Below are 14149 nucleotides of genomic sequence, written 5' to 3'. Positions count from 1 at the left end.
ACCGGGGGACTGCAGTCGGACTGGCGGAAGCGGTGGAGCATGGTTCTCGCCCCCGTGCACGCCCGCCTCCAGCACTGGTCGGTGCTGATCGAGATCGAGCGCCGTCCTGGCACGGCCGAGGCGTACCACCGGGCCGAGTACCGCGCGCAACTCGCCGCCTCGCCCGAGCCGAGCTGCGCCGGCGTCAGCCTCGCCGTATCCCGGCAGCGCCGCAGTTCATAGCCGTAGTAGTCCAACGGCGACGCCCCGGGGTCCAGTTCACGACTCCGCACCCCCACCACCTCCCATGACCGAGCGTTGCCGCGTGGACGCGCACCGGCGTCGACCTTGTGAAGAACAAAATCATGCAAGCGTGCTTGATTTGTTCCGGGGTCGCTGCCACGCTCCTGCCCATGGCCGACCCGACCCCCGTCTTCGACGACCTGCGCGCGGAGAGCGACGAACTCGACCGGCTCGTCGCCGACTTGGAGCCGGAGCGCTGGACGCTGCCGACCCCCGCACCCCGCTGGACCGTCGCCCACCAGATCGCCCACCTCGCCTGGACCGACCGCTCCGCCCTGCTGGCCGTCACCGACGCGGACGGGTTCCGGACCCTGGTCGAGAAGGCCCTCGCCGCGCCGGACACCTTCGTCGACGACGGCGCCGACGAGGGCGCCCGGCTCCCGCCGGCCGAGCTGCTGGCCAGGTGGCGGGACGGGCGCACCGCCCTCGACGCGGCGCTGCGCGCGGCCCCGCACGGCACGCGTTTCCCCTGGTACGGCCCGCCCATGTCCGCCGCCTCCATGGCGACCGGCCGGATCATGGAGACCTGGGCCCACGGCCAGGACATCGCCGACGCCCTCGGTGTGGTCCGCCCACCGACCGACCGGCTGAAGCATGTGGTCCGCATCGGGGTCCGCGCCCGCGACTTCGCCTTCGGCGCGCACGGCCTGCCCGCGCCGGAGGAGGAGTTCCGCGTCGAGCTGACCGGCCCGTCCGGCGACGACGTGTGGGCGTACGGCCCCGAGGGCGCGGCCCAGCGCGTCACCGGACCCGCCCTCGACTTCGCCCTCCTGGTCACCCAGCGCGCCCACCGCAACGACCTGGCCGTGCGCGCCGAGGGCCCCGACGCCGACCGCTGGCTGGACGTCGCGCAGGCCTTCGCGGGTCCGCCCGGCAGTGGCCGCCCGCCGAAGGGGGACACCCGGTGACGCTGCGCATCGGCAACGCCTCCGGCTTCTACGGCGACCGCTTCGAAGCCCTGCGCGAGATGCTCACCGGCGGCGAACTCGACGTCCTCACCGGCGACTACCTCGCCGAGCTCACCATGCTCATCCTGGCCCGCGACCGCCTGAAGGACCCCACGGCCGGGTACGCCCGCACCTTCCTGCGCCAGCTGGAGGAGTGCCTCGGCCTCGCCCACGACCGGGGCGTCCGCGTCGTCACCAACGCCGGCGGCCTCAACCCGGCCGGACTCGCAGAATCCGTACGCCAGTTGGCCGACCGCCTCGGCATCCCCGTACGGGTCGCGCACGTCGAGGGCGACGACCTGACCGCCGCGTTCCCCGGCACCCTCGCCGCCCACGCCTACCTCGGCGGCTTCGGCATCGCCGCCTGCCTGGAAGAGGGCGCCGACATCGTGGTCACCGGCCGGGTGACCGACGCCGCCCTGGTCACCGGCCCGGCCGCCGCCCACTTCGGCTGGGAGCCGGGGGAGTACGACCGGCTCGCCGGCGCCGTCGTCGCCGGTCACGTCCTGGAGTGCGGGACCCAGGCCACCGGCGGCAACTACTCCTTCTTCCACGAGTTCCCGCACGAACGGCCGGCCGACCTGCGCCGCCCCGGCTTCCCGCTCGCCGAGATCCACGCCGACGGAACCTCCGTCATCACCAAGCACCCCGGCACCGGCGGCTTCGTCGACGTCGGCACCGTCACCGCCCAGCTCCTGTACGAGACCTCGGGCGCCCGCTACCCGGGCCCCGACGTCACCGCCCGCCTCGACACCGTCCGCCTCACCCAGGAGGCCCCCGACCGCGTCCGTGTCGAGGGCGTCCGGGGCGAGGCCCCGCCGCCGACCCTGAAGGTCGGCCTCAACCGCCTCGGCGGCTTCCGCAACGAGGTCACCTTCGTCCTGACCGGCCTCGACATCGAGGCCAAGGCCACGCTCGTACGGCAGCAGATGACGGACGCCCTCGCCAAGTCGCCGCCCGCCGACGTCCGCTGGGACCTCGTGCGCACCGACCGGCCCGACGCCGGCACCGAGGAGACGGCCAGCGCCCTGCTCCGGCTCGTCGTCCGCGACCCGGACCAGCACACCGCCGGCCGGGTCCTCGGCGCGGCCGCCGTCGAACTCGCGCTCGCCAGCTATCCCGGCTTCCATGTGCTCGCGCCCCCCTCGAAGGGCACCCCGTACGGCGTCTTCGAGGACGCGTACGTCCCCCATGACGCGGTCCCGCACACGGCGGTGCTCCACGACGGCCGGCGTATCCCTGTGTCCCGGCCCTCCGACACGCTCGTGCCGGAGCCGGTCGAGGAGCCGCCGCTCCCCGACCCCCTGCCCGCCACCGCCCCGACCCGCCGCGCCGCCCTCGGTCTCGTCGCCGGCGCCCGCAGCGGGGACAAGGGCGGGAACGCCAACGTCGGCGTGTGGGCCCGCACCGACGAGGCCTGGCGGTGGCTCGGGCACGAGCTGACGGCCGAGCGCTTCCAGGAGCTGATCCCCGAGAGCCGCCCCCTGCCCGTCACCCGCCACGTCCTGCCCCACCTGCGCGCCCTCAACTTCGTCGTCGAGGGCATCCTCGGCGAGGGCGTCGCCGCGCAGGCCCGCTTCGACCCGCAGGCCAAGGCCCTCGGCGAATGGCTGCGCTCCCGCCACCTGGACATACCGGAGGCCCTGCTGTGACCGTCCTGACCTCCGCCCTGGACACCACGAGCGCCGAGTACACGGCCCACCGCGAGGCCATGCTCGCCAAGCTCGCCGATCTGGACGCCGAGCACGCCAAGGCCCTCGCGGGCGGCGGAGAGAAGTACGTCCGACGGCACCGGGCGCGTGGCAAGCTCCTCGCCCGCGAGCGCATCGAGCTGCTCCTCGACCCCGACACGCCCTTTCTGGAGCTGTCACCGCTGGCCGCCTGGGGCAGCGACCACACCGTCGGCGCCTCCCTCGTCACCGGGATCGGCGTCGTCGAGGGCGTCGAGTGCCTGATCACCGCCAACGACCCGACCGTGCGGGGCGGCGCGAGCAACCCGTGGAGCCTGAAGAAGGCCCTGCGCGCCAACGACATCGCTCTCACCAACCGGCTGCCCTGCATCAGCCTCGTCGAGTCCGGCGGCGCCGACCTGCCCTCCCAGAAGGAGATCTTCATCCCCGGCGGGGCGATCTTCCGGGACCTGACACGGCTGTCGGCGGCCGGCATCCCCACCGTCGCCGTCGTCTTCGGCAACTCCACCGCCGGTGGGGCGTACATCCCCGGCATGTCCGACCACGTGATCATGGTCAAGGAGCGCGCGAAGGTGTTCCTCGGCGGCCCGCCCCTGGTGAAGATGGCCACCGGCGAGGAGAGCGACGACGAGTCCCTGGGCGGCGCCGACATGCACGCGCGCGTGTCGGGCCTCGCGGACTACTTCGCCGTCGACGAGCGGGACGCGCTGCGACAGGCCCGGCGCGTGGTGGCCCGGCTCAACCACCGCAAGGCGTACGAGGATCCGGGCCCCGCCGAGCCGCCCAAGTACGACCAGGACGAGCTCTTGGGCATCGTCCCCGGCGATCTGAAGGTGCCCTTCGACCCGCGCGAGGTCGTCGCCCGGATCGTCGACGCGTCCGACTTCGACGAGTTCAAGCCGCTGTACGGGACCAGCCTGGTCACCGGCTGGGCGACCCTGCACGGCTACCCGGTCGGCATCCTCGCCAACGCGCAAGGGGTGCTGTTCAGCGCGGAGTCGCAGAAGGCCGCGCAGTTCATCCAGCTCGCCAACCAGCGCGACATCCCGCTGCTGTTCCTGCACAACACCACGGGCTACATGGTGGGCAGGGAGTACGAGCAGGGCGGGATCATCAAGCACGGCTCGATGATGATCAACGCGGTCGCCAACTCGCGGGTGCCGCACCTGTCCGTGCTCATGGGCGCCTCGTACGGCGCCGGGCACTACGGCATGTGCGGACGGGCCTACGACCCGCGCTTCCTGTTCGCCTGGCCCAGCGCCAAGTCGGCCGTCATGGGACCGCAGCAGCTCGCGGGCGTCCTGTCGATCGTCGCCCGTCAGTCGGCCGCCGCCAAGGGGCAGCCCTACGACGACGAGGCCGACGCCGCCCTGCGGGCGATGGTGGAGCAGCAGATCGAGTCCGAGTCGCTGCCGATGTTCCTGTCCGGACGGCTGTACGACGACGGCGTCATCGACCCGCGCGACACCCGCACCGTCCTCGGCCTGTGCCTGTCCGCCGTCCACACCGCGCCCTACGAGGGTGTTCGGGGCGGCTTCGGCGTCTTCCGGATGTGAGGGATCCAGTGATCACTTCTGTGCTCGTCGCCAACCGGGGCGAGATCGCCTGCCGTGTCTTCCGCACGTGCCGTGAGGTGGGAATCCGGACGGTCGCGGTGTACTCCGACGCCGACGAGAACGCTCTCCACGCGCGCGTGGCCGACACGGCGGTACGACTGCCGGGTGCGACGCCCGCCGACACGTACCTGCGCGGCGACCTGATCGTGAAGGCCGCCCTCGCGGCGGGCGCCGACGCGGTGCACCCCGGCTACGGCTTCCTCTCCGAGAACCCCGGCTTCGCCCGCGCGGTCCTCGACGCGGGCCTGGTCTGGATCGGCCCGCCGCCGGAGGCCATCGAGGCCATGGCGTCCAAGACCCGCGCCAAGGAACTGCTCGGCGTCGCCCCCCTGCGGGACGTCACCGAGGCCGACCTGCCGGTGCTGGTGAAGGCGGCGGCCGGGGGCGGCGGTCGCGGCATGCGGGTCGTGCGGCGCCTCGCCGACCTGGAGGGCGAGCTGACCGCCGCCCGCGCGGAGGCCCTGGCCGCGTTCGGCGACGACGAGGTGTTCGTCGAGCCGTACGTCGAGGACGGCCGGCACGTCGAGGTGCAGGTCCTCGCCGACACGCACGGCACGGTGTGGGCGCTGGGCACCCGCGACTGCTCCCTGCAGCGCCGCCACCAGAAGGTGATCGAGGAGGCCCCGGCGCCCGGCCTGACGCCCGAACTGACCCACGACCTGCACGAGACGGCCGTGCGCGCCGCACGGTCCGTCGGCTACGTCGGCGCCGGGACGGTCGAGTTCCTGGTCGCCGGAGGCAGGGCGCACTTCCTGGAGATGAACACCCGTCTCCAGGTCGAACACCCGGTCACCGAGGCCGTGTTCGGCGTCGACCTGGTCGCCCTCCAGATCCGCGTCGCCGAGGGCCACCGCCTGGACGACGACCCTCCCACCGCGCGGGGCCACGCCGTCGAGGCCCGCCTCTACGCCGAGGACCCGGCGAACGGCTGGGCCCCGCAGACCGGGACCCTGCACCGCCTGGCCGTCCCGGACACCGTCCGCGTGGACACCGGTTACACCGACGGCGACCCGATCGGCGTCCACTACGACCCCCTGCTCGCCAAGGCCGTCGCCCACGCGCCCACCCGCGCGGAGGCCGTCCGCAAGCTCGCCGGCGCGCTGGCGGAGGCGGCGATCCACGGCCCGGTCACCAACCGGGACCTGCTGGTGCGTTCCCTGCGCCACAAGGAGTTCTCCTCCGCCGCCATGGACACCGGCTTCTACGAGCGCCACCTGCCCGAGCTGACCGAGCCCGCCCCCGACCCCCACGTCCCGCTCGCCGCCGCCCTCGCCGACGCCCACGGCCGTTCCCGCTTCGGCGGCTGGCGCAACCTGCCCTCCCAGCCGCAGACCAAGCGGTACGCGATGGCGGGCGAGGAACACGAGGTCGCCTACCGGCACACCCGCGCGGGCGGCCTGGAGGCCGACGGGGTACGGGTCCTGCACGCCGACGCCCGTCTCGTCGTCCTCGAAGCGGACGGCGTACGGCGCACGTACGCGGTGGCGCGGTACGGCGACGCCGTCCACGTCAACCAGACGGCCCTGCGCGCCCTTCCCCGCTTCCCCGACCCCACCGCCCAGAACGCCCCCGGCTCGCTCCTGGCCCCCATGCCCGGCACCGTCGTCCGCGTCGCCGACGGCCTGACCGAGGGGGCCGCCGTAGAGGCCGGCCAGCCCCTCCTGTGGCTGGAGGCGATGAAGATGCAACACCGGATCACCGCTCCCACGGCAGGAAGGCTGACGGCCTTGCACGCCGTACCGGGCCTGCAGGTGACGGTGGGCATGCTCTTGGCCGTGGTGGAGCCGGCTTAGGGGCGCGGCGCTGTATCGATATGCGGCTCCGCCGCGTGAGCGCGACCGACCACCGACCACCTGCAGCCCGAAGGAGCCCAGTGACCACCCTCATCGAATCCGAAGAACACAAGGCCCTGCGCAACGCGGTCGCCGCCCTCGGCACCCGCCACGGCCGCAACCACGTCCGCGAGGAACTCTGGTTTGAGGCCGGCAAGCTCGGCTACCTCGGCGTCAACCTGCCGGAGGCGTACGGCGGCGGAGGCGGCGGCATCGCCGAACTCTCCATCGTCCTCGAGGAACTCGGCGCCGCGGGCGCCCCCCTGCTCATGCTGATCGTCTCCCCGGCGATCTGCGGCACGGTGATCGCCCGCTTCGGCACGGAGGAGCAGAAGCGCGAGTGGCTCCCCGGAATCGCCGACGGCACCCGCACCATGGCCTTCGGCATCACCGAGCCCGACGCCGGATCCAACTCGCACCGCATCACCACCACGGCCCGCCGCGACGGCGCCGACTGGCTCCTCACCGGCCGCAAGGTCTTCGTCTCCGGCGTGGACATCGCCGACGCCACCCTCGTCGTCGGCCGCACGGAGGACGCCCGCACGGGCCGTCTGAAGCCCTGCCTGTTCATCGTCCCCCGGGACGCGCCCGGCTTCCAGCGCCGCAAGATCGACATGGAACTCACCGCGCAGGAGAAGCAGTTCGAGCTCACCCTGGACGACGTCCGGCTGCCCGCCGACGCGCTCGTCGGCGACGAGGACGCGGGCCTGCTCCAGCTGTTCGCCGGCCTCAACCCCGAACGGATCATGACGGCCGCGTTCGCGATCGGCATGGGCCGCTACGCCGTCGCCAGGGCCGTCGAGTACGCCCGCGAGCGCACCGTCTTCAAGTCCCCCATCGGCGCCCACCAGGCCATCGCCCACCCCCTCGCGCAGGCCCACATCGACCTCGAACTGTCCCGCCTGATGATGCAGAAGGCGGCCCATCTGTACGACGCGGGCGACGACGCCGGCGCGGGCGAGGCGGCGAACATGGCCAAGTACGCGGCGGGCGAGGCCTGCGCGAAGGCCGTCGACCAGGCCGTGCACACCCTCGGCGGCAACGGCCTCACCCGCGAGTTCGGCCTCGCCTCGCTGATAACGGCGGCGCGCGTGGCTCGTATCGCACCGGTGAGCCGGGAGATGATTCTCAACTACGTGTCCCACCAGACCCTGGGTCTGCCCAAGTCGTACTGAGCCGCAGCCGCTTGGAGGAGCCGTGTTCCGCAGCGCGTACGCCGACGTCCCGCCCGTAGAACTCCCCATCCACGACGCCGTCCTGAGCCGTGCGGCCGAGTTCGGCGACCGGCCGGCCCTGGTCGACGGCACCGACGGCACCACCCTCACCTACGAGCAGGTGGACCGCTTCCACCGGCGGATCGCCGCCGCGCTCGCCGACGCGGGCGTACGCAAGGGCGACGTCCTCGCCCTGCACAGCCCCAACACGATCGCCTTCCCCACGGCCTTCTACGCCGCCACGCGCGCGGGCGCCGCCGTCACCACCGTGCACCCGCTCGCCACCGCCGAGGAGTTCGCCAAGCAGCTGAGCGACTGTGCCGCCCGCTGGATCGTCACCGTCTCACCACTGCTGGACGTGGCCCGCAGGGCCGCCGAACTCGCGGGCGGCGTCCGGGAGATCTTCGTCTGCGACAGCGCGCCCGGACACCGCTCACTGATCGACATGCTGGCGTCCACCGCCCCCGAACCGCGGATCGCCATCGACCCCGTGGCGGACGTCGCGGCCCTGCCGTACTCCTCGGGCACCACCGGTACCCCCAAGGGCGTCATGCTCACCCACCGCCAGATCGCCACCAACCTCGCCCAGCTCGAACCGGCGATCACCGCGGGCCCCGGCGACCGCATCCTGGCCGTTTTGCCCTTCTTCCACATATACGGGCTCACCGCCCTGATGAACGCGCCCCTCAGGGTCGGCGCCACCGTCGTCGTGCTGCCCCGCTTCGACCTGGAGCAGTTCCTCGCCGCCATCCAGAACCACCGCATCACCGGCCTGTACGTCGCCCCGCCGATCGTCCTCGCCCTCGCCAAGCACCCGGCCGTCGCGCACTACGACCTGTCGTCCCTGAAGTACGTCATCAGCGCCGCCGCCCCCCTGGACGCGAACCTCGCCGCCGCCTGCTCCCGCCGCCTGAACCTGCCGCCGGTCGGCCAGGCGTACGGCATGACCGAACTGTCCCCGGGCACGCACGTCGTCCCCCTCGACGCCATGGCCGACGCCCCGCCCGGCACCGTCGGCCGGCTCATCGCCGGCACCGAGATGCGCATCGTCTCCCTCGACGACCCCGGCAAGGACCTCGGCACCGGCGAAGCCGGCGAGATCCTCATCCGCGGCCCCCAGGTCATGAAGGGCTACCTCGGCCGCCCCGACGCCACCGCCGCCATGATCGACGCCGACGGCTGGCTGCACACCGGGGACGTCGGACACGTCGACGCCGACGGCTGGCTGTTCGTCGTCGACCGCGTCAAGGAACTCATCAAGTACAAGGGCTTCCAGGTCGCCCCCGCCGAACTCGAGGCCCTGCTCCTCACCCACCCCGGCATCGCCGACGCCGCCGTCGTCGGCGTCTACGACGAGGACGGCAACGAGGTCCCGCACGCCTACGTCGTCCGCCAACCGACCGTGCCCGACCTCACCGAGAACGAGGTCATGATGTACGTCGCCGAACGCGTCGCCCCCTACAAACGCGTCCGCCAGGTCACCTTCATCGACGGGGTGCCCCGCGCCGCCTCCGGCAAGATACTGCGCCGCGAACTCCGGGAGAGCGCGTGACCCTGATCGGCCGCACCCACGACCGGGGAGTCGCCACCCTCACCCTCGACTCCCCGGCCAACCGCAACGCCCTGTCGGCCGCGCTGGTCGGCGAACTCGCCGACGCGCTGGCCGACTGCGGCAAGGACGGCGACGTCCGCGCCGTCCTGATCACCCACACCGGCACCACCTTCTGCGCGGGCGCCGACCTGCGCGACCCACCCCACCCCGACGCCCTGGTCGGCCTGCTCCGGCAGATCGTGGACCTGCCCAAACCCGTCGTCGCCCGCGTCACCGGCCACGTCCGCGCGGGCGGCCTCGGCCTGCTCGGCGCCTGCGACATCGCCGCCGCGTCCGACACGGCCACCTTCGCCTTCACCGAGGTGCGCATCGGCGTCACCCCCGCCGTCATCTCCCTGACCCTGCTGCCCCGCACCGACCCCCGCGCCCTCGCCCGCCACTACCTCACCGGCGAACGCTTCGACGCCGCCGAGGCCGCCCGGATCGGCCTGATCACCGCGGCCGGCGACGACGCCGACGCCGTACTCGAACCCGTCCTCGACGGCCTGCGGCGCTCCTCGCCCCAGGCCCTCGCAGAGACGAAACGGCTGCTCACGGCTAAGGTGCTTCAGACATTCGACCGGGACGCGGCGGAGCTGACCGCCCTCTCGGCCCGGATGTTCGCCTCCTCGGACGCCCGCGAGGGCATGACGGCCTTCCTCGAACGACGGGATCCTCCATGGGTGCTGTGAACCCGGTCGGCACGGTCACGGCGGCGACCGCCGCGGACCGCGTCGACCGCGTGCCCAAACAGGACCGCAGCCGGGCCACCCGGCAGCGGCTCCTCGAAGCCGCCGTGGCCTGCCTCGCCGAACACGGCTGGGCGGGCTCCACGGTCACCGTCGTCGCCGAACGCGCCGGCGTCTCCCGCGGCGCCGCCCAGCACCACTTCCCGACCCGCGAGGACCTGTTCACGGCCGCCGTCGAGTACGTCGCCGAAGAACGCTCGGGCGCCCTGCGGGAGCTGTTCCCCCAGGGCGCCGCGGGCGACCGCAGAGCCGTCGTGTCGGCCCTCGTCGACCTCTACACGGGACCGCTGTTCCGCGCCGCCCTCCACCTGTGGGTCGCCGCCTCCAACGAGGACCAGCTCCGCCCCCGCGTCACCGAACTGGAGGCCCGCGTCGGCCGCGAGACCCACCGCATAGCCGTCGACCTCCTCGCCGCCGACGAGACCCGCCTCGGCGTCCGCGAGACCGTCCAGGGACTGCTCGACATGGCCCGCGGCCTTGGCCTCGCCAACCTCCTCACCGACGACGCCCAGCGCCGCGACCGGGTGGTGACCCAGTGGGCCGCACTCCTCGACGAGGCGCTCGGCTGACCGCGGCGCCCGTCCCGGGCGGCTCGTCCGACGGGGAAGCCTCTCCTGGGCAGTCGGTCCGACGGGGCGCCCATCCCGGTCAGCCGGGCCCGGCTGACCACAGCGCCCGTTCCGAGCAGCCCGTCCGACCGGCCGGGGAACTCACCTCGGCAGCCCGTCCGACCGGCCGGGGACACCCCGGCAGCCCGTCCGGCGCGGCGACCCACCTCGGCGGCCCGCCCCGCGGCCTCACGGACTGAGCCGCTCCACCCGCCAGCCGCCGTCCGGCAGGAACACGTAACGCAGCCGGTCGTGCAGCCGGTTTTCCCGGCCCTGCCAGAACTCCACCGTCCGCGGGACCACCCGGAAGCCGCCCCAGTGCGGCGGGACCGGCACCTGCTCCCCCTCCGGATAGCGGGCGGCGAGTTCGGCGTAGGAGACGTCGAGCTCGGCACGGGAGGCGATCACCGACGACTGCGCACTGGCCCAGGCGCCGAGCTGCGAGCCGTGCGGGCGGGTCCGGAAGTACGCGGCCGTCTCGTCCCGCCCGGTCCGCCGCGCGACGCCCGCCACGATCACCTGGCGGGCCATCGTGTACCAGGGGAACAGCAGCGAGACGTGCGGATTCGCCGTGAGGTCGCGGGCCTTGCGGGAGTCGTAGTTCGTGTAGAAGACGAAGCCCGCGTCGTCGAAGTGCTTCAGCAGCACCGTGCGGGAACTGGGCCGGCCCTCCGCGTCGGCCGTGGACACCACCATGGCGTTCGGCTCGAACAGCCGCCCCTCCGTCGCGGCCTGCAGGAACCAGCGCGCGAACTGCTCGACCGGGGTCGCGGCCAGCTCGGCCTCGGACAGGCCCTCCTCCCGGTAGTGCTTGCGCATCGCGGCGGGATCGGGCGCTGCGGGATCGGGCGCTGCGGGGACGGCGTCTTCCTCGTTCACGCGGTCATCCTGCCGTATACACGGCGGCCGTTCGCCACGCGTGGCGTTCGTCACGGACTGGCACTGAGTGCCGCCACCCCTCCCCAGACGTGGCACCCGGGGATATCGTGCAGATGCGTTTCCGATTGGGTGACCGTGCCCCCCACGGGGCATCACCCCCATGACCGCCCAGGACCGCGAGCCGCAACCGACCGTGGATCCACCGGGCGATCACCCGTTTCCGCACCAGAAGCACGGCCGGCCACAACCGGCCACAACTGGACACCCGGTCCGCAGCCGGCCACCCGGCCACATCCGGTCCCACACGGGATGCCGCACCACACCCGTGGCCCACAACCAGCCTGTCGTCCACATCCGAGGAGCCGCCTGATGTCCGACTTCGTACCCGGACTCGAGGGAGTCGTCGCGTTCGAGACGGAGATCGCCGAACCGGACAAGGAGGGCGGCGCCCTCAGGTACCGGGGCGTCGACATCGAGGACCTGGTCGGTCACGTCTCGTTCGGCAACGTCTGGGGACTGCTCGTCGACGGCGCCTTCAACCCCGGCCTGCCGCCCGCCGAGCCCTTCCCCATCCCCGTCCACTCCGGCGACATCCGCGTGGACGTCCAGTCCGCCCTCGCCATGCTGGCGCCGGTGTGGGGCCTCAAACCCCTGCTCGACATCGACGCCGAGCAGGCCCGCGAGGACCTCGCCCGCGCCGCCGTCATGGCCCTGTCCTACGTCGCCCAGTCCGCCCGCGGCCAGGGCCGCCCCATGGTCCCGCAACGCGAGATCGACAAGGCCCAGTCCGTCGTCGAACGCTTCATGATCCGCTGGCGCGGCGAGCCCGACCCGAAGCACGTCGCGGCCGTCGACGCCTACTGGACCAGCGCCGCCGAGCACGGCATGAACGCCTCCACCTTCACCGCCCGGGTCATCGCCTCCACCGGCGCGGACGTCGCGGCGGCCCTGTCCGGCGCCGTCGGAGCGATGAGCGGCCCCCTGCACGGCGGCGCCCCCTCCCGCGTCCTCGGCATGATCGAGGAGATCGAACGCACCGGCGACGCCGAGGCCTACGTCAAGCAGGCCCTCGACAAGGGCGAGCGCCTCATGGGGTTCGGCCACCGCGTCTACCGCGCCGAGGACCCCCGCGCCCGCGTCCTGCGCCGCACCGCCCGCGAACTCGGCGCCCCCCGCTTCGAGGTCGCCGAGGCATTGGAGAAGGCGGCCCTGGAGGAATTGCACAACCGCCGCCCGGACCGCGTCCTGGCCACCAACGTCGAGTTCTGGGCGGCCATCGTCCTGGACTTCGCGGAGGTCCCCGCCCACATGTTCACGTCGATGTTCACGTGCGCCCGCACGGCCGGCTGGTCCGCCCACATCCTCGAACAGAAGCGCACCGGCCGCCTGGTCCGCCCCTCCGCCCGCTACATCGGCCCGGGCCCCCGCGACCCACGCGCCATCGAGGGCTGGACCGACATCGCCCAGTGACCCCGCAGAGGTCCTCCCCTGAAACGCAGGCGACCCGCGAGTCAGGTTCCTCCAAGGAGGAGCCGGCCGGACGTACCGGCGACTCGCGGGTCGGGTGACTGCTGGGATTGGGGCCGGCTGCACGCGTCTTTCACGTGCCGGTCCGGCACCGCACAGAGTGTGGTGACGGGCCGCTAGCCCGCAGCCACCTCACGCGTCCGGTATTCATACATCTGCCGAACCACCTCCCTTCTCGTGTACCGCCACCCTAAAAAACGGTTGCGGGTCCCATCAACCGTTTTTCCGAGAAGTTGCCCGCAGGAGCGTTTAGCGTGCTGGGCATGACAAAGCGGTGGGTGGTGCTCGGTGGGGGGTTCGAGGAGCGGATCGGGGGTGTGCGGGCCGTCGTCGACGGGGACTGGGTGCATGTGGCGGGGACCAGCGCGTTCGACAGCGCGGCCGCGTCCGTCCCGGACGACGTGGTGGAGCAGGCCGAGCAGTGTCTGCGGAACGTGGGCGCGGTGCTGGCGGAGGCCGGGTGCACGTTCGCGGACGTCGTGCGGGTGCGGTACCTGCTGCCCGCGCGGGAGGACCTCGAGGCGTGCCTGCCGGTGCTGCGCCGGGTCTTCGGTCCCGTGCGGCCGGCCGCGACGGTGATGGTCTGCGGGCTGGCGGACGCGCGCATGAGGATCGGCGTCGAGGTGGACGCGCGGCGCGGGCCGGTGGACGGGGTGCGCATCGAGGTCGTCGAGGGCGAGCGCATGCTCGAGCAGTGGCGGCACGTGCACAACACCGTCGTGCCGCCCGGCGCGCTCTCCTTGGGCGAGGTGCGGGAGCGGAGCGGGCGCTACCGGCTGGAGAACGCGTACGTCGGTGAGGTGCTCGTGGGGTGTTCGACCGTGCGGCCCGCCGAGCGGGAGGGCGGTGCGGTGACCGTGATCGCCCGGGTGCTGCCCGAGTGGCGGGGGCGGGGCGTCGGGCGCGTCCTGTACGAGAACGGGCTCGCGTACGCGCGCGTGCTGGGGGCCGGGGTGGTGGAGACGTGTGTCCTGGCGGCCAACGGGGACGGCTTGCGGTTCGCCGAGTCGCGGGGATTCGTGGAGGTTGACCGTTATGTGCTGCCCGAGGGCCTGGACGAGTGGGTTGACCTGCGACGTTCGGTCATTGAGAGGTAGCGGGCGGTTGTCGAGCGGTTTCCTCCGTACAACGATTTTTGCCATCTTGCGGGAACCATATGTGGGCTGCGTCACGTTCGAGTTGAATGATTGCAAGTGAGCGAACCGACGCGCCG

General features: G+C 72.9%; 11 protein-coding genes and 1 pseudogene. 10 read left to right on the top strand and 2 right to left on the bottom strand.

Going from position 1 to position 14149, the window contains the following annotated elements:
• Nucleotides 1-167: 167 nt before the first annotated feature.
• Nucleotides 168-272, bottom strand: a pseudogene (locus IPT68_RS34065) (XRE family transcriptional regulator); the annotation flags it as partial.
• A 120-nt stretch (nucleotides 273-392) separates the two neighbouring features.
• On the opposite strand from IPT68_RS34065, the gene IPT68_RS16245 reads away from it, so the two are divergent.
• From IPT68_RS16245 to IPT68_RS16210, 8 genes are all read left to right on the top strand, one after another.
• Nucleotides 393-1190: a TIGR03084 family metal-binding protein gene (locus tag IPT68_RS16245; protein WP_189700255.1), complete on the top strand. Its 798-nt coding sequence runs from the start codon at nucleotides 393-395 to the stop codon at nucleotides 1188-1190.
• Nucleotides 1187-2881 (top strand): acyclic terpene utilization AtuA family protein, encoded by a 1695-nt coding sequence (locus tag IPT68_RS16240; protein ID WP_189700254.1) that lies wholly within the window; start codon nucleotides 1187-1189, stop codon nucleotides 2879-2881. Before IPT68_RS16245 ends, IPT68_RS16240 begins: the two co-directional genes overlap by 4 nt.
• On the top strand, nucleotides 2878-4476 hold the full coding sequence (locus tag IPT68_RS16235) for an acyl-CoA carboxylase subunit beta (protein ID WP_189700253.1): 1599 nt from the start codon (nucleotides 2878-2880) through the stop codon (nucleotides 4474-4476). Before IPT68_RS16240 ends, IPT68_RS16235 begins: the two co-directional genes overlap by 4 nt.
• An 8-nt stretch (nucleotides 4477-4484) precedes the next feature.
• Nucleotides 4485-6329, top strand: a complete 1845-nt coding sequence (locus tag IPT68_RS16230) for an acetyl/propionyl/methylcrotonyl-CoA carboxylase subunit alpha (RefSeq protein WP_189700252.1) — start codon at nucleotides 4485-4487, stop codon at nucleotides 6327-6329.
• Nucleotides 6330-6409: 80 nt separating this feature from the next.
• Nucleotides 6410-7543 carry an acyl-CoA dehydrogenase family protein gene (locus IPT68_RS16225; protein ID WP_189700251.1) on the top strand — a complete coding sequence of 378 codons (1134 nt, stop codon included), beginning with the start codon at nucleotides 6410-6412 and terminating at the stop codon, nucleotides 7541-7543.
• Between the two features lie 22 nt (nucleotides 7544-7565).
• On the top strand, nucleotides 7566-9134 hold the full coding sequence (locus IPT68_RS16220; protein ID WP_189700250.1) for a 4-coumarate--CoA ligase family protein: 1569 nt from the start codon (nucleotides 7566-7568) through the stop codon (nucleotides 9132-9134).
• Nucleotides 9131-9865 (top strand): enoyl-CoA hydratase family protein, encoded by a 735-nt coding sequence (locus tag IPT68_RS16215; RefSeq protein WP_189700249.1) that lies wholly within the window; start codon nucleotides 9131-9133, stop codon nucleotides 9863-9865. Before IPT68_RS16220 ends, IPT68_RS16215 begins: the two co-directional genes overlap by 4 nt.
• Nucleotides 9853-10491: a TetR/AcrR family transcriptional regulator gene (locus tag IPT68_RS16210; protein ID WP_189700248.1), complete on the top strand. Its 639-nt coding sequence runs from the start codon at nucleotides 9853-9855 to the stop codon at nucleotides 10489-10491. Before IPT68_RS16215 ends, IPT68_RS16210 begins: the two co-directional genes overlap by 13 nt.
• 228 nt (nucleotides 10492-10719) lie before the next feature.
• Here the strand turns inward: IPT68_RS16210 and pdxH are convergent, their stop codons facing one another.
• A complete protein-coding gene (gene pdxH / locus IPT68_RS16205; RefSeq protein ID WP_373300683.1) occupies nucleotides 10720-11409 on the bottom strand; it encodes a pyridoxamine 5'-phosphate oxidase in 690 nt (229 codons plus the stop codon).
• Between the two features lie 369 nt (nucleotides 11410-11778).
• On the opposite strand from pdxH, the gene IPT68_RS16200 reads away from it, so the two are divergent.
• Entirely contained in the window at nucleotides 11779-12879 is a 1101-nt protein-coding gene (locus tag IPT68_RS16200; RefSeq protein ID WP_189700247.1) for a citrate synthase 2, read from the top strand.
• 320 nt (nucleotides 12880-13199) lie between these two features.
• Nucleotides 13200-14033, top strand: coding sequence for a GNAT family N-acetyltransferase (locus tag IPT68_RS16195; RefSeq protein ID WP_189700246.1), 834 nt, complete (start codon nucleotides 13200-13202; stop codon nucleotides 14031-14033).
• Nucleotides 14034-14149: the final 116 nt, after the last annotated feature.

Source organism: Streptomyces chromofuscus, from assembly GCF_015160875.1.
GTDB lineage: Bacteria > Actinomycetota > Actinomycetes > Streptomycetales > Streptomycetaceae > Streptomyces > Streptomyces chromofuscus.
Note: the sequence above shows the minus strand (reverse complement) of the source record. Positions and strands in the feature narration are given on the sequence as shown.

What these genes read in the sequence shown, in the direction of transcription:
- IPT68_RS16245 (WP_189700255.1), top strand. Translation starts at nt 393, where the DNA reads ATGGCCGACCCGACCCCCGTCTTCGACGACCTGCGCGCGGAGAGCGAC.
- IPT68_RS16210 (WP_189700248.1), top strand. Translation starts at nt 9,853, where the DNA reads ATGGGTGCTGTGAACCCGGTCGGCACGGTCACGGCGGCGACCGCCGCG.
- IPT68_RS16200 (WP_189700247.1), top strand. Translation starts at nt 11,779, where the DNA reads ATGTCCGACTTCGTACCCGGACTCGAGGGAGTCGTCGCGTTCGAGACG.
- IPT68_RS16195 (WP_189700246.1), top strand. Translation starts at nt 13,200, where the DNA reads ATGACAAAGCGGTGGGTGGTGCTCGGTGGGGGGTTCGAGGAGCGGATC.